The following is a 16,458-nucleotide window of genomic DNA, read 5'->3' as shown; positions in this document are numbered from 1 at the left end:
GAGCGGAGATTCCAATATTTTCGGAAATTAGTCGGCTTGCTTACGCAAAAACGCCGGAATATCCAAATAATCGGGCTCTTTATTGGTTTGAGCAGTTGGATCATTGACCACTTTAGCCGCAGGTTTAACTTCCTGAGGTAAAGGAGACATGCCATGCTGCTGGTAACGGTGGTCCATCACAGGCTGAGTCTGTTTGTTGGTCACCAGCGTGATTTCAGGACGTTTGTCCATGCCGATACCGGTCGCCACCACAGTGACACGCAATTCATCGTTCATCTCTGGGTCTAACGATGTACCGATAACCACAGTCGCATTGTCGGACGCGAATGCACGAATGGTGTTACCCACAGTTTCGAACTCATCCAAACGCAAATCGAAACCGGCAGTAATGTTGACCAGCACGCCACGGGCACCAGACAGGTCGATATCTTCCAACAACGGGCTGGAAATCGCCATTTCTGCTGCTTCTTCCGCACGATCTTCACCGCAAGCTACACCGGAGCCCATCATGGCATAACCCATTTCGGACATCACTGTGCGCACGTCAGCAAAGTCGACGTTCATCAGGCCTGGGCGGGTGATCAGCTCGGCAATACCCTGAACCGCGCCTTTCAATACGTCGTTAGCCGCACCGAATGCATCCAGTAAAGAGATGCCACGACCCAGAACTTTCAGCAACTTATCGTTCGGAATAGTGATCAATGAGTCGACATGTTTGGACAACTCAGCAATACCCTGCTCAGCGAACGCCATGCGTTTCTTGCCTTCAAAGTTGAAAGGCTTAGTCACCACGGCCACTGTCAAAATACCCAGTTCTTTTGCCACTTCGGCAACAACAGGGGCAGCACCAGTACCTGTACCACCGCCCATGCCTGCGGCGATAAAGACCATGTCTGCGCCTTCAAGAGCAGCACGCAGAGCTTCACGGTCTTCTTCAGCTGAATTGCGACCCACTTCTGGGTTCGCGCCAGCACCCAAACCTTTGGTAATACCGCTACCAATCTGGATGGTTTGGCCAACAGCCGTCTTACGTAGCGCCTGAGCGTCTGTATTAACGGCGAAGAATTCAACACCTTCGATGCGCTCGCGCACCATGTGTTCGACGGCATTACCACCGCCACCACCGACGCCGATGACTTTAATCACCGCGTCATTGGTTAGTTCCATAGGTTCAAACATAGTTTCTCTCCGTTTTGTGCCTGTCGCTTCGAGATCAAAAAATATGTTCAGCTTGATCTCTTTGTTGAAACATTAAAACTCTTTTCTCAGCCAGCTATTGATACGTTTAAACCAATTGCCCACTGAGGCACGTTTTTCTACTTCTGACTCACCACTGAGATGAGACTCTTTACCGTAATGCAATAACCCAACAGCAGTGGAGTAATAAGGCTCCTGTGCATAATCCGTCAGTCCGGTGATATTGAGCGGTTGACCGATGCGCACTTGGGCATGGAACACCCGTTGTGCACATTCAGCCAGACCATCAATTTGTGCCGCACCGCCAGTCAGCACGATACCGGCTGCCAGATGATGCTTCACGCCTTGCTGACGTAGCTGCTCCTGCAATTGTAAAATCTCGTCATTAACTAAATTCAGCAATTCGGTGTAGCGTGGTTCTATAACCTCAGCGAGTGTCTGTCTTTGCAGACTACGCGGAGGGCGTCCGCCAACACTTGGCACTTCTACACTTTCGTCCTTGCTGACAATCGACCCGAGCGCACAGCCGTGTCGAACTTTAATCGCTTCCGCATCTGTTGGCGGTGTACCGAAGGCATAAGCTATATCGCTGGTGACCACGTTCCCGGCGTAAGGGATGACTTTGGTGTGCCGCAACGCGCCACCGGTATAAACCGCCATATCCATGGTGCCACCGCCGATGTCGACCACACAGACACCCAGCTCACGTTCATCTTCCGTCAATACGGCATAACTGGCTGCCAAACCGGCGAAAATCAGTTGGTCCACTTTGAGGCCACAACGTTCCACCGCTTTGACGATATTTTTTGCCATATCGTTATGGCAGGTAATCAGGTGCACTTTGGCCTGCATCCGCACACCAGAAAGACCAACAGGATTTTTGATGCCTTCCTGATAATCGATGGCATATTCCTGCGGAATAACGTGCAGGATGCGATGCTCATCACGCACACGTACCGACTTCGCGGTATGTACTACGTTCTCTACATCTTCCTGAGTTACTTCTTCTTCTGAAATAGGAACCATCCCTATTTCATTCTGGCAGCTGATATGTTTGCCCGATAACGCCAAATAGACAGATGAAATTTGGCAATCTGCCATTAACTCAGCCTGATCGATAGCGCGCTGAACGCATTTCACTACCGATTCAAGGTCGTTAACCCCACCCTTATCCATGCCACGGGACGGGCAACTGCCGACCCCAATAATATTGACCATGCCATCGGGCAGAACTTCCCCTACCAATGCGGAGACCTTTGCCGTTCCGATCTCAAGACCTACTACCAGTTTTCTGTCCGTCGACTTGATCATTGTTGTTTTGCCTGTGCCTGATTCTGTTGCGGATTACTGTTCTGCTGGCCATTTATTGGTGGCTCACCACCCTGACTGCCGATGAATACCGGAGCCCAACCTATTGCCGCCCCTGTCTCATACCGCAAATCTACATAACTGACGCGCTTATCTGGCTGCTGTTGCAACAGCGGATATAACTCGATGAAACGTTGTAAACGCCCCATCCGGTCATCCCGTCCCAGCTCCAGCCGAACATCATTATCTAAGGCCAACTGCCAAGAATGCCGAGCACTCATCGCCGCCATTTTTAGCTGATACTTGTTGGCCGCTAACACCTTGCTCATTGCCCGGTAGCCTTCCAGAACATCCTGTTCACTGCCTTCCGGGCCATACAGTAGTGGCAGTTTCTGTTTGCCAATTCGCTCAGAGGGAACACTGAATGACCGCCCCTGCTCATCAACCATATGCAAATCATTCCAGCGGGCAAAGGGCACATACTCCACCAGATGGATTTTCAGCTCATCCGGCCACTGTTTACGCACACTGGCCTGCTGAATCCAAGGCAAGCGTTCAATCTGTTGCTGGATGATGTTCACATCCTGCGTCATAAACGTGCCCGGTGCGCCCAATGCCAGAATCGCCTGGCGAATATCATCATTGGTGGTGTAATGGCGCTCACCCGTTACCACCAGTTTCGACAGCGGCAATCGGCTAGCATCTTTCATCCAACCCACCACTACCCAACCGCCCCAGAGTATGGTCCCAAGCACCATCAGCAGGAAAACCATACCCGCCAATTGGCCTCCGTTACTGCGCCGGGCTGCGGTATTTTCCGCTGCACGTTCACGCGCATTCAGGGCAGCTTGCGACATCTCAGTCAGCCAACGTCAGAATTCGGGCCACCAACTGGGAGAAACTCAACCCATATTGGCGGGCTGCCATCGGCACTAAACTGTGGCTAGTCATACCCGGAGAAGTATTCACTTCAAGCAAGTAAAAATTGCCGTCGCTGTCTTGCATAACATCAACACGCCCCCAACCGCTGCAACCCAGCGCTTGATAAGCCTGCAATGCCAATGCGGCTAATTGTTGCTCCAACTCAGTGCTCAGGCCGCTTGGGCAGAAGTACTGTGTCTCATCGGACAAATATTTAGCTTCATAGTCATAAAACACGCCAGGCACTTGAATACGGATCGACGGTAAAACGTCATCACCGAGGATGCCGACGGTAAATTCCGGGCCGCTCAACCATTTCTCAATTAGCACATCAGTGTCATGGCGGAACGCCTCAACCAGCGCACTCTGTAACTCATTGGCGTGATCCACCTTGCTCATGCCAACACTGGAGCCTTCATGGCTTGGCTTCACGATTAATGGCAGGCCAAGCTTAGCGACACGGGCCGCCAATTCCTCTGACGAAAGTGTTTCAAACTGTTGACGATTCAACGCTACATAAGGCGAAATCGGTAAACCCAGCGCTTGCCACACTAATTTAGTGCGCAATTTATCCATGGTTAGGGCGGATGCCATCACGCCGCTACCGGTATAAGGCAGGCCCAGAAACTCCAAAACGCCTTGCAAGGTACCATCTTCGCCACCACGGCCATGTAAGGCGATAAAGACCTTATCAAAGCCCTGCTCTTTAAGCTGAGTTACCGGGAAGTCTTTAGTATCAACGCCATGGGCGTCGATACCGGCTTCTCGCAGGCCCGCTAAAACAGCCTGACCGGATAGCAATGACACTTCACGTTCGGCGGAGGTCCCCCCCAGCAGTACCGCAACTTTCTCAGCCATGATGTTCCTCGTTTTTAATCTGTGGCTGCAATTTAAGCTCAGCCAATTTACGGGCAATTTTACCAATATTACCTGCGCCCTGAACCAGAATCAGATCATCGCCATTCAGCACTTGCGCCAACACTTCTGGTACGGTTTCACTGTCTGAAACCAAAATCGGGTCTAACTTGCCACGGTTGCGGATAGTACGGCATAACGAGCGGCTATCTGCGCCAGGGATCGGCGTTTCACCTGCGGCATACACATCCAACATCAGCAAAACATCAACTTGCGATAGCACATTAGCAAAATCGTCATACAGGTCGCGGGTGCGGGTATAACGGTGCGGCTGGAACACCATCACGATACGTTTATCCGGCCAACCGGCTCGTGCCGCTTTAACGGTGGCATCCACTTCCGTTGGGTGATGACCATAATCATCCACCAACATCACGCTGCCCTCTTTGCCATTAACCGGTGCCAGTGGGAAGTTGCCGAGGAAATCAAAACGGCGACCTGTCCCCTGGAATCCTGCCAGCGCGCGCAGGATGTCATCGTCCTCAATGCCCTCTTCGGTCGCTACCGCAACCGCTGCTGCCGCATTCAGTGCATTGTGACGACCCGGTGCATTCAAGGTCACAGTCATCAATGGCTTATCCAAGCGCTTAAGCGTGAAGTGCCCCTGTGGGCCGTCCTGCCGATAGCTGGCAATTTGCACATCAGCATCGTCACTGAAACCGTAAGTGGTGATATGGCGGCCAACACGTGGCAACAACTCGCGCACCACAGGATCATCGATACACATCACGGCACGACCATAGAATGGCAAATTGTGCAAAAAGTTAATAAATGTCTGTTTTAAGTTCTCGAAGTCGCCCTGGTAGGTATCCATGTGGTCGGCTTCAATATTGGTAACAATCGCCACCATCGGTTGCAAATGCAGGAATGATGCATCGCTTTCATCCGCTTCAGCTATCAGATAGCGGCTTGAGCCCAAGCGCGCGTGCGTACCCGCGGCTTTTACCAATCCGCCATTCACAAACGTTGGATCCAAACCCGCTTCGGCATAGATGCTGGAAACCATCGCTGTTGTGGTGGTTTTACCGTGGGTACCTGCAACCGCAATCCCATGGCGATAACGCATTAATTCAGCGAGCATTTCTGCGCGGCGGATCACCGGAATACGCGCCTCGCGAGCTGCGACAATCTCGGGGTTATCCGCCGAAATTGCCGTTGAAACGACCACCACACTGGCATCTAGCACGTTCTCTGGGCGGTGATGGAAATAGATCTGCGCGCCCAATGAAGCCAAATGCTGAGTGACCGGGTTGGGTGCCAAATCGGAACCGCTAATCTGATAACCTTCGTTTGCCAACACTTCAGCGATACCACCCATGCCGGCACCACCAATGCCGATAAAGTGAATGTGCCGGACGCGGCGCATCTCGGGCACGATAGTACGTAGTTTCGCCAGTTGCTGTGTATTCACGTTTCTCTTCACTTTTTTGTCTGTTGTACATCTATGGCCGGTATTCGCTACCAGCCATTCATTATCTCAATCTATTTCACTTACTGGCAGCGACCACTTCAGCCGCCACACGCTCTGTCGCGTCAGGGATAGCCACGGTTCTTGCCCGCTCAGCCATCGCCAATAGGGTCGCGCGATCCCAGTCAGCAAGTAGGCTGCTAACCGCTTGTGCGGTAAATTGCGGCTGCTCGATGATTTTGGCGGCCCCCGCTTTTTCCAGCGGCAAAGCATTCCAGTATTGCTGCCGATCTTTATGCTGAAATGGCACAAAAATCGCTGGTAAGCCTGCGGCAGCCACTTCACTGACGGTTAGTGCACCTGAGCGGCAAACCACCACGTCAGCCCAAGCATAAGCGGCGGCCATGTCATCGATAAACTCGACAACCTGATGCTTATCACCCTGCCCCGCTTGCTGGTAAGCCTGTAATACTTCCGGCAGCGCACCTTTACCCACCTGATGCCAAACAGTGACTTGTTCACCCAGTGTCGCAGCAACCTGCGGCATGGTTTGATTCAGTATCCGTGCGCCCTGACTGCCACCGATAACCAATACGCGAATCGGCCCTTCACGGCCCGCCAAACGCTCAGCCGGTAATGGCAACGCCAACACGTCGGTGCGAACCGGATTACCCACCACATCGGCATCGGGGAATGCACCCGGAAATGCCTGCAAAACCTTCTTGGCGATTCGAGCCAGCCAGCGGTTAGTCAAACCCGCAATGCCGTTTTGCTCATGCAATACCACCGGGACACCACACAGCCATGCCGCCAAACCACCAGGGCCGGAAACATAGCCGCCCATACCCAACACCACATCAGGCTGATAATCACGCATGATTTTCTTCGCCTGACGTACCGCACGATAAATTCGTACCGGTGCGGTCAGTTGGGCCATCAGCCCCTTGCCACGCAAACCAGAAATCTGGATAAAATCGATCTCAATGCCATGTTGGGGGACTAATGACGCTTCCATTCGGTCTGCGGTGCCCAACCAACGCACCTGCCAGCCTTGCGCCATCAGATGATGTGCCACGGCCAAACCGGGGAAGACATGCCCCCCAGTGCCACCGGCCATCACCATTAAGCGCTTGGTCTTCCCACTCATCGGGCACTCCTTACAAACGCTTGGGCTTTTGCCAAACGTGTTTCAAAATCAATACGTAACAACAGCACTATCGCGGTTGACATAATAATCAAGCTCGAACCACCGTAACTGATCAGAGGTAGTGTCAAACCTTTGGTCGGCAACATCCCAGCCGCAGCCCCAACGTTAACCAGTGCCTGAAAGCTAAACCAGACGCCGATCGAACAGGCCAAAAAGCCAGAAAATCGCTGATCTATCTCTAATGCACGACGCCCAATGGACATAGCACGAAAAGCGACGAAGAATACCATTAACAATGCAAGAACCACACCGAAATACCCGAGTTCTTCGCCTAAAATAGAGAAAATGAAGTCGGTATGCGCTTCCGGTAAATACTCCAGTTTCTGCACTGAATTCCCTAAGCCCTGCCCCCAGAACTCACCGCGCCCAAAGGCCATCAGCGACTGGGTTAACTGGTAACCGCTGCCGAATGGATCAGCCCACGGGTTCCAGAATGAGGTGACGCGCCGCATGCGGTAGGGTTCGGCAACAATCAGCAGACATACCGCAAAGACACCGGAGCCGATAATTGCCAGAAACTGCCACATTTTAGCCCCAGCTAAAAACAGCATCGCCAGTGTGGTCACAAACAGCACCACCACCGTACCTAAGTCGGGCTGTGCCAGCAGTAGCACCGCCAGAATGACCATCACGCCCATCGGTTTACAGAAGCCCCAAAAGTTACTGCGGACCTCCTCAACCTTGCGTACCAAATAGCTCGCCAGATAACAAAATAGCGACAGCTTGGATAACTCGGCAGGCTGAATACGTAGCGGCCCCAGTGCAATCCAGCGTGATGCCCCGTTAACTGAGCTCCCCACCACCAACACCACCAAGAGCATCACCAGCGAAATCAATAACATAATGTTACTGTAGCGCTGCCAGACCGCCATCGGGATGCGCAACGTCACCAGTGACAGACCGAACGCCAGCGCCAGATAGAGCGCGTCACGTTTAGCAAACAGGAAGGGGTCACTGGCCAGACGTTGACCGATCGGCATGGAGGCCGATGTCACCATCACAAAGCCAATAATCGCCAAACCAAATGTCAGCCACAGCAAGGTTCTGTCATAAAGCACCATACTGGTGGTGTCGCTCTCCCGCGATCCCATCACAAAATGCTTTAAGCTATTTAACAGCTCCAGCCCCGGCATGCGCATCAACCCAACTCCTCTGCCAAACGAGCAAACTCATCACCACGTTGCTCGAAGCTACGGAATTGGTCCAAACTGGCGCAGGCAGGTGACAACAACACCATGTCGCCCGGTGACAGATTTTTCGACAGCAATACCATGGCCTGCTCCATTGTCTCAGTCAGTTGGGAGACTTCAGGGCGCAGTTCTGCCAGTTCTTCACCATCACGGCCAAAGCAGTAAATTTTGATGTGGTCGCCTTGCAAAAAGCGTGTCAATCCAGAGAAATCAGCGGATTTACCGTCGCCGCCCAGTAATAAATGCAAGGTACCATCCACCTGTAAACCATCTAACGCCGCTTCAGTGCTGCCCACGTTGGTAGCTTTCGAATCATTAATCCAACGCACGCCATTGTGCTCAAACACCAGTTGGAAGCGGTGCGGCAGACCGGTAAATGTGGTCAATGCTTTCAAGCTGGATGAACGCGGAATACCCACTGCATCAGCCAGCGCCAGCGCCGCCAGCGCATTGGTGTAGTTATGACGCCCGGTGAGTTTCATCTCACGGGTATTCAACACTTTCTCACCCCGCACTCGCAGCCAGATTTCGCCCTGCTGCTTATTGAGGTGGTAATCACCAACATCGACCCCAAAGCTGATACAGCGGCTATCGGCACCACGCACAGGCATAGTCAGCGCGTCATCGGCATTCACGACACAAACTTTAGCGTTTTCATATACCCGCAGTTTAGCGGCGCGATATTGCTGCAAACCAAACGGATAACGATCAGTGTGATCTTCCGTCACGTTCAGTATGGTGGCCGCATTGGCCCGCAAGCTCGAGGTGGTTTCCAACTGGAAGCTGGACAGCTCTAGCACCACCAATTGATTCTCTTGTTTCAACAGCGTAAGAACCGGAACGCCGATGTTGCCACCGACACCAACCTGCCAACCCGCCGCTTTCGCCATCTCGCCAACCAGCGTGGTCACGGTGCTTTTGCCGTTAGAACCCGTAATCGCGACCACAGGGGCTTGGTTCTCACGGCAGAACAGTTCGATATCACCGACAATTTCAACGCCGGCATCCGCCGCATCACTTAACGCGGGATGTGCCAGTGCAATACCGGGGCTAGCAACGATCAAATCGGCATCCAACAGCCACCGCTGATTCAGGTCACCGACATGGCGCTCGATACTTTCGGGTAATTTGTCCAGTCCAGCAGGGTTGATTCGGGTATCCATCACACGGGGCTTCACACCACGCGCCATAAAGAAATCAACGCAGGAAAGGCCGGTTAGCCCCAGCCCGATAATGACGACTTTTTTACCCTGATAATCAACCATAATTACCGCACCTTCAGCGTCGCCAGGCCAATCAGCACCAGCATCAGCGAAATAATCCAGAAGCGCACGATCACCCGTGGTTCCGGCCAGCCTTTAAGTTCGTAATGGTGATGAATCGGCGCCATGCGGAAAATGCGCTGCCCACGTAACTTAAAGGACCCTACCTGCAAGATGACCGACAGTGTTTCAACCACGAACACACCGCCCATAATCACTAATAAGAACTCTTGGCGCAGCAATACCGCGATGGTGCCGAGTGCGCCGCCTAATGCCAGCGAGCCGACGTCACCCATAAAGACCTGTGCCGGATAGGTGTTAAACCACAGGAAGCCCAAACCTGCGCCGACAATGGCGGTGCAGACAATCACCAGCTCACCAGCATGGCGCAGATAAGGAATATGCAGGTAGGCGGCAAAGTTCACGTTACCGGTCGCCCAGGCAACTAATGCAAAGCCGCCCGCCACGAAAACGGTCGGCATAATTGCCAAACCATCCAGCCCGTCAGTCAGGTTGACCGCATTGCTGGTGCCGACAATCACGAAGTACGCCAGCAAGATATAGAGCAGACCCAGTTGCGGCATGATGTCTTTGAAGAACGGCACCACTAACTCGGTTGCTGGGGTGTCTTTGCCGATGCTGTACATGGCAAATGCCGCCGCCAGTGCAATTATCGACTGCCAGAAGTACTTCCAGCGGGCGATCAAGCCCTTGGTATCTTTACGTACCACTTTGCGATAATCGTCAATGAAACCGACGATGCCATAACCCACCAGAATGAACAGCACGCACCAGACATACGGATTAGACGGGTAAGCCCACATCAGCACCGAAATGGTAATAGAGAACAGAATCATCAGGCCGCCCATGGTCGGCGTGCCGCGTTTACTGAAATGTGACTCTGGCCCATCGTTACGCACCACTTGACCAATCTGCAATTTCTGCAAATAAGCAATCAGGTGCGGCCCCATCCACAATGAAATCACTAATGCAGTCAACAGACTGACGATGGCTCGGAACGTCAAATAGGAAAAGACGTTAAAACCCGAGTAAAATTTCACTAAATATTCAGCCAACCAAACTAACATGATGCCTTCTCCTGTAACGCACGCACGACATTTTCCATGGCGGCGCTACGTGAACCTTTAATTAACACTGTGATAATCGGATGTTCGCCTAGCAGTTCGCTTATACGGGCTGCCAATGTGCTTTTATCCTGAAAATGTTCGCCGTTGCCGCTGGCGTCGCTGAGTGTCTGACTTAAGGTGCCGACACTCAGCACTTTATCGATACCCGCCTGTTTCGCCGCTTCACCGACTTGACGATGGCAATCAATCGCGGTCTCACCTAACTCGCCCATGTCGCCGACCACCATGACACGGTAACCCGGCATTTCTGCCAGCACTTGTGCCGCTGCGGTCATGGAACCCACATTGGCGTTGTAAGTGTCATCCAGCAGCAACTTGCCAGCGGCGAGTTGAATGGGGAATAAGCGCCCCGGTACAGCCTGTAACTGCATCAGCCCCTGACGCACCGCCGCTAAGTCAGCCCCAATCGACAGGGCTAACGCCGCTGCGGCTAGCGCATTGGCAATGTTATGTCGCCCCGGCAATGGTAGCTCAATGGCGACAGTGCCAAATGGCGAGTGCAGAGTGAAGTGGGTTGCCTGCGGCGTGATTTGCACGTCGGTGGCATAAAAATCGACATCTTCTGCTGCCTGAGGGCCAAAACGCCAGACTCGCTTGTTATGCAGAGTTTCCTGCCAGTGAGGCCAATCGTTGCTGTCAGCATTGATGATTGCGGTGCCGTTAGCCGGCAAACCCGCAAAAATCTCGCCTTTGGCTTGTGCCACACCGGCCAGAGAGCCGAAACCTTCCAGATGCGCGGCGGCTAAATTGTTCACCAAAGCGCTTTCTGGGCGGCTTAAATCGGAGGTGTAGGCAATTTCACCCACATGATTGGCACCCAATTCAATAACCGCAAAATCATATTCTGGCGTCAAACGCAGTAGGGTCAGCGGCACACCGATATCGTTATTAAAGTTACCGGCGGTGTACAGCACATTGCCGCATTGGCGCAAAATCGCTGCCGTCATCTCTTTGACTGAGGTTTTACCTGATGAGCCAGTTAAGGCCACCACGCGAGCAGGCACTTGCTGGCGAACCCAGGCCGCAAACTGCCCCAGCGCTAGGCGGGTGTCTTTAACCACTAATTGTGGAACACCCACCAGTAAGCGTTTACTTACCAGCAGAGCACCAGCCCCTGTGGCAACAGCATCTTCTGCGAAATCATGCCCATCAAAACGCTCGCCTTTCAGCGCAACAAACAGACAACCTGCCGTGACCTTACGGGTATCAATGGTCACTTCGGTTATCTCGAGTTTATTGCCGCCTTTATCACTAGCAATAAACTCAGCGTTAAGCAGCTCAGACAAGAAATCCAGCGAGACCTTAATCATGCCACTACCCCCAACAAGCGCGCGACAGTGACGCGGTCGGAGTAATCCAGTCGGCGATTGCCAACTAGTTGATAATCTTCGTGCCCTTTGCCCGCGATGAGTACAACGTCGTCTTCTTTGGCCTGCATAATGGCACTGGTCACCGCTTCCGCACGGCCATGAATCGCCAGTGCATGTCCAGCATCCAGTAACCCGCTGAGGATATCGGCCACAATCGCCTGCGGCTCTTCGCTGCGCGGGTTATCGTCAGTGACGACGACGCGATCAGCCAGTTGTTCCGCGATACCGCCCATAAGTGGGCGCTTACCTTTGTCACGATCGCCACCGCAACCAAACACACACCACAGTTGCCCTTTACAATGTAAACGAGCGGCTGCCAGCGCTTTTTCCAACGCATCCGGCGTGTGGGCATAATCCACCACGACTGTGGGTTTACCCGGCGCATTAAACACTTCCATCCGCCCACAAACCGGTTGCAGATGAGGGGCGGCAGCTAAAAGCTGGTCTAGCGGATAGCCCAACGAGAGCAGCGTTGACAGAGCCACCAGCAAATTGCTGACGTTAAATGCCCCCATTAGGCGGCTCTCTATCTGACCTTCGCCCCAGCTGGAATTAAAGGCGATACTCGCGCCATTATCGTGATACTCCACGTGGCTGGCGGATAACCACGGGCCTTTCCAGCCCGCAGGAACATGACCTTCCATGCTGACGGCGACCGCTTGCGGCAACTGGCTTAACCAGCGGCGACCGACTTCGTCATCAGCATTGATAATTTTGTGTTCGGATTGATGGGTGGAGAACAGCAACCATTTTGCCGCCTCGTAACTCGCCATATTGCCGTGGTAATCCAGATGATCGCGGCTCAAGTTAGTGAACACGGCGGCGGCAAACGGCAATGCGGCGACGCGATTCTGAATCAAACCGTGGGAAGAGACTTCCATGGCCGCAAAAGTGGCCCCTTGATCGACCAGGTTGCGCAGTAAATGTTGGATATCAACCGCAGAGCCAGTGGTGTTTTCCGTCGGGATCACCTGCCCTAATAAGCCATTACCCACTGTCCCCATCACTGCACTGGTTTCGCCCAGAGCCTGACTCCATTGCGCCAGCAGTTGCGTGGTGGTGGTTTTGCCGTTAGTCCCGGTCACGCCGACCAAACGTAGTGCAGCGCCCGGTTGATGGTAAAACTGCCCCGCCAGCGTGGATAAGTGCTGATTCAAATTACGCAAATAAATAACAGGAACGCCATGCATTTCAGCCACACTGGCATCCGGTGCCACACCATCGGCTTCGGCCACAATTGCCGCCACACCTTGTGCGATGGCTTGCGGGATATAGCGACGCCCGTCCGTCTGGTGGCCGACAATGGCGACAAACAAATCCCCGGCAGCGGCAACACGGCTGTCTAATGTCATTTCCCGTAGCGCACGCTCCGGGACGTCTAGCCCCCAAGGAGCGAGTAAGTCGCGCAAGTTACGATCTGCCACCTGAACCCTCTTTTGTATTAATCACTAATTCGCTTTTATCACCAGTGGGTAACGCATCTGGCTCGATGTTCATGGTGCGCAATACGCCGCCCATGATGGCACCGAACACCGGTGCAGAAACCGCACCACCGTAATATTTCCCTGCCTGCGGGTCATTGATGACCACAACCAGAGCAAATCGAGGGTTACTCGCGGGCGCTACGCCAGCGGTGTAAGCGAGGTATCGGTCCATATATTTGCCATCCGGACCCACTTTCTTGGCGGTACCGGTTTTGATGGCAATACGGTAGCCTTTGATGGCGGCTTTGGTGCCCCCGCCGCCAGGTAATGCCACACTCTCCATCATATGAACCACGGTGCGTACCAGCGGTTCAGGGAAAATGCGCTCACCAGCCACTGGCGGGTCAACTTTGGTGATCGACAGTGGGCGATAGATCCCCATGCTGCCGATGGTTGCATAGACTCGCGCTAGTTGTAACGGTGTTACCATTAGCCCGTAGCCGAAAGAGAAGGTGGCCCTCTCTATGTCAGACCACCGTTGTTTTTTAGGATATAAGCCACTGCTTTCTCCGACCAACCCCAAATTGGTCGCTTTCCCAAACCCAAACCGTGAGTAAGTATCTACTAACGCTGAGGATGGCATCGCTAACGCCAGTTTAGACACACCGACGTTACTCGACTTCTGCAAGATCCCGGTCACGGATAGCTCTGCGTAACGGGCCACGTCTTTAATCTGGTGACCGTTAACAAAGTACGGCAAGGTGTTCAGCACGCTGTTCTCTTTCACTACGCCGTGCTGCAATGCCGTCATCACTACCATTGGCTTAACTGTCGAGCCGGGTTCAAAAATATCGGTAATTGCCCGGTTACGCATCGCGTCTTTCGGCGTACCGGTCAGGTTATTTGGGTTGTAGGATGGGCTATTCGCCATCGCCAGCACTTCGCCGGTATTCACATCCACCAACACCGCTGTACCTGATTCTGCTTTGTTGAATGCCACCGCATTGTTCAGTTCGCGATACACCAGCGCCTGTAAGCGCTCATCGACACTCAGCACCAGATTGTGTGCCGCCTGACTATCAACGGAGGAGATATCCTCAATGACGCGGCCATAGCGGTCTTTACGTACCGTACGCTCGCCGGGTTGCCCAGTGAGCCAACGGTCAAAACTTTTCTCTACACCTTCAATACCTTGGCTATCAATATTGGTTACGCCAATAATGTGTGCCATTACCTGACCCGCTGGGTAGTAGCGGCGGGATTCTTGGCGCAAATAGATGCCGGGTAATTTCAGCTTGTGGATGTAGTCGCCAATGGCGGGGTTAACTTGGCGGGCCAAATAGACAAAGCGCCCTTTTGGATTGGCATTGATTCGCGTTGCCAATTGATCTAGCGGGATTTCCAGTGCGTCGGACAGCGCTTTCCAGCGCGTATCCAGCGTAATTCCGCCACGCTCGGTGAGCTCTTTCGGATCAGCCCAAACTGCATTAACCGGCACACTGACAGCTAATGGGCGGCCTGAGCGGTCGCTTATCATGCCGCGCGCCGTTGGCACTGCTTGTACTCGCAGCGAGCGCATATCGCCCTCGCGCACCAGCTTATCGGGGTTGATCACTTGCAGATAGGCAGTGCGCAGCATCAACCCGACCAGTGCCAACAAAATGCAGCCGCACAGCAACGCAAAACGCCAGCTGATAAAGCTGGCTTGTTCTTCTTGGCGCTTTAACTTCCCGGGGCGCGCTGCTTTCATGCGTTACCTTGGCAACGTAGAATCATGATGGCGACTAGTTCCTTTTATTATTAGAAAAACCTATTGCTTTAGAAAAACCTACTGCTGAACCACAATATTTTCTTGTGAAGGATCAACATGTTGCATCTTCAGCTTGTCAGTTGCGATACTTTCAACACGGCTGTGGTCACCCAATGCGTTCTCTTCCAGAATCAGGTTGCGCCACTCAATATCCAGCGCATCCCGCTCCAGCACCAACTGCTCACGCTCAGCGGTTAACAAGCGCGTACGATGGGCGGTCGTCACAACAAAAATGGCAGACACCAACACCGCGACCAGTAAAATTAACGGGATCTTCGCATTGCGGAGTAAGTCCCCGCCGATAACCCCAACTAAACCGTGGCGTTCGTTGCCTATCACTCTTTAATCCTCTCGGCAAAGCGTAATACTGAGCTACGTGCCCGTGGGTTTTCAGCCACTTCGGCATCCGCTGGCATCATCTTGCCAATGGATTTCATTGTGCGCCCACCCATGCTGCGTAACTGTGCTTCCGTCAATGGCAATCCGGCTGGAACCTGTGGCCCACGACTGCGCTGACGAATAAAGTTCTTCACAATGCGGTCTTCAAGAGAGTGGAAGCTAATCACTGACAAACGGCCTTCAGGTGCCAGCACTTCATGGGCACCATCCAGTGCGCGCTCAATCTCTTCTAACTCACTGTTGATATAGATGCGGATAGCCTGGAAACTGCGGGTCGCCGGGTGTTTATGCTTTTCGCGGAATGGGCTGGCGTTAGCAATCAAATCAGCCAACTCTTTAGTGCGAGTCATCGGCTGCGTGAGGTTACGCTCAACAATGGCCTTGGCCAGACGCTTGGCGAAACGCTCTTCGCCAAAAGTTTTTAGCACCCAAGCGATATCATCGGCGCTGGCTTTCATCAGCCATTCGGCGGCAGATAATCCACGGGTAGGGTCCATCCGCATATCCAGCGGCCCGTCACGCATGAAAGAGAAACCGCGTTCGGGATCATCCAGTTGCGGGGATGACACACCGAGATCCAGCAAAATGCCGTCAATCCGGCCAACTAAATCCAATTCCCGCACATAATGCGCCAATTCGGAAAAAGGACCGTGTACGATAGAGAAACGTGGATCAGTAATAGATTTTGCTGCTTCAATCGCTTGTGGGTCACGATCGATCGCTATCAAGCGCCCTTCTGGCCCAAGTTGGGACAAAATAAGACGCGAATGGCCACCACGGCCAAAAGTTCCGTCAATATAGATGCCGTTATCGCGGATATTCAGGCCATTTACGGCCTCATCCAGCAATACGCTGGTGTGCTTGTAGTTGTTATCTACAATTTTTTTGTTATCTACCAT

Annotated in this window: 14 protein-coding genes; all 14 read right to left on the bottom strand. The window is 53.0% G+C overall.

The genetic code is table 11. From position 1 onward, the window contains the following. Positions 1-27 precede the first annotated feature (27 nt). Positions 28-1,179 (bottom strand): cell division protein FtsZ, encoded by a 1,152-nt coding sequence (gene ftsZ, locus ACZ76_RS12500; RefSeq protein ID WP_004389003.1) that lies wholly within the window; start codon positions 1,177-1,179, stop codon positions 28-30. A 72-nt stretch (positions 1,180-1,251) separates the two neighbouring features. Further along, a complete protein-coding gene (gene ftsA, locus ACZ76_RS12495) occupies positions 1,252-2,508 on the bottom strand; it encodes a cell division protein FtsA (protein WP_002210431.1) in 1,257 nt (418 codons plus the stop codon). Further along, a complete protein-coding gene (ftsQ, locus tag ACZ76_RS12490; RefSeq protein ID WP_048619211.1) occupies positions 2,505-3,362 on the bottom strand; it encodes a cell division protein FtsQ in 858 nt (285 codons plus the stop codon). Before ftsQ ends, ftsA begins: the two co-directional genes overlap by 4 nt. Position 3,363: 1 nt before the next feature. Next, entirely contained in the window at positions 3,364-4,284 is a 921-nt protein-coding gene (locus ACZ76_RS12485; protein ID WP_048619210.1) for a D-alanine--D-alanine ligase, read from the bottom strand. Continuing rightward, positions 4,277-5,752 carry a UDP-N-acetylmuramate--L-alanine ligase gene (gene murC / locus ACZ76_RS12480; protein WP_048619209.1) on the bottom strand — a complete coding sequence of 492 codons (1,476 nt, stop codon included), beginning with the start codon at positions 5,750-5,752 and terminating at the stop codon, positions 4,277-4,279. Before murC ends, ACZ76_RS12485 begins: the two co-directional genes overlap by 8 nt. A 76-nt stretch (positions 5,753-5,828) precedes the next feature. Continuing rightward, positions 5,829-6,896, bottom strand: coding sequence for an undecaprenyldiphospho-muramoylpentapeptide beta-N-acetylglucosaminyltransferase (gene murG / locus ACZ76_RS12475; RefSeq protein WP_048619208.1), 1,068 nt, complete (start codon positions 6,894-6,896; stop codon positions 5,829-5,831). After that, positions 6,893-8,095 carry a cell division protein FtsW gene (gene ftsW / locus ACZ76_RS12470; RefSeq protein ID WP_048619207.1) on the bottom strand — a complete coding sequence of 401 codons (1,203 nt, stop codon included), beginning with the start codon at positions 8,093-8,095 and terminating at the stop codon, positions 6,893-6,895. The genes murG and ftsW overlap by 4 nt, the downstream gene beginning before the upstream one ends. Continuing rightward, on the bottom strand, positions 8,095-9,411 hold the full coding sequence (murD, locus tag ACZ76_RS12465; RefSeq protein ID WP_048619206.1) for a UDP-N-acetylmuramoyl-L-alanine--D-glutamate ligase: 1,317 nt from the start codon (positions 9,409-9,411) through the stop codon (positions 8,095-8,097). Before murD ends, ftsW begins: the two co-directional genes overlap by 1 nt. Before the next feature lie 2 nt (positions 9,412-9,413). Beyond that, positions 9,414-10,496: a phospho-N-acetylmuramoyl-pentapeptide-transferase gene (mraY, locus tag ACZ76_RS12460; RefSeq protein ID WP_032814707.1), complete on the bottom strand. Its 1,083-nt coding sequence runs from the start codon at positions 10,494-10,496 to the stop codon at positions 9,414-9,416. Then, positions 10,490-11,866: a UDP-N-acetylmuramoyl-tripeptide--D-alanyl-D-alanine ligase gene (murF, locus tag ACZ76_RS12455; RefSeq protein WP_048619205.1), complete on the bottom strand. Its 1,377-nt coding sequence runs from the start codon at positions 11,864-11,866 to the stop codon at positions 10,490-10,492. Before murF ends, mraY begins: the two co-directional genes overlap by 7 nt. Beyond that, on the bottom strand, positions 11,863-13,350 hold the full coding sequence (gene murE, locus ACZ76_RS12450) for a UDP-N-acetylmuramoyl-L-alanyl-D-glutamate--2,6-diaminopimelate ligase (RefSeq protein WP_048619204.1): 1,488 nt from the start codon (positions 13,348-13,350) through the stop codon (positions 11,863-11,865). Before murE ends, murF begins: the two co-directional genes overlap by 4 nt. After that, on the bottom strand, positions 13,337-15,100 hold the full coding sequence (locus ACZ76_RS12445; protein WP_004875565.1) for a peptidoglycan glycosyltransferase FtsI: 1,764 nt from the start codon (positions 15,098-15,100) through the stop codon (positions 13,337-13,339). Before ACZ76_RS12445 ends, murE begins: the two co-directional genes overlap by 14 nt. Before the next feature lie 78 nt (positions 15,101-15,178). Next, complete coding sequence (ftsL, locus tag ACZ76_RS12440) at positions 15,179-15,499, bottom strand: cell division protein FtsL (RefSeq protein ID WP_032814710.1); 321 nt, start codon at positions 15,497-15,499, stop codon at positions 15,179-15,181. Then, positions 15,496-16,458 (bottom strand): 16S rRNA (cytosine(1402)-N(4))-methyltransferase RsmH, encoded by a 963-nt coding sequence (gene rsmH / locus ACZ76_RS12435; RefSeq protein ID WP_048619203.1) that lies wholly within the window; start codon positions 16,456-16,458, stop codon positions 15,496-15,498. Before rsmH ends, ftsL begins: the two co-directional genes overlap by 4 nt.

Origin of the sequence: Yersinia aleksiciae (genome assembly GCF_001047675.1) — a bacterium.
In the GTDB taxonomy this organism is placed as follows: Bacteria; Pseudomonadota; Gammaproteobacteria; order Enterobacterales; family Enterobacteriaceae; genus Yersinia; species Yersinia aleksiciae.
The sequence above is the reverse complement of the archived record's forward strand: the minus strand, read 5'-3'. Positions and strand labels throughout refer to the sequence as shown.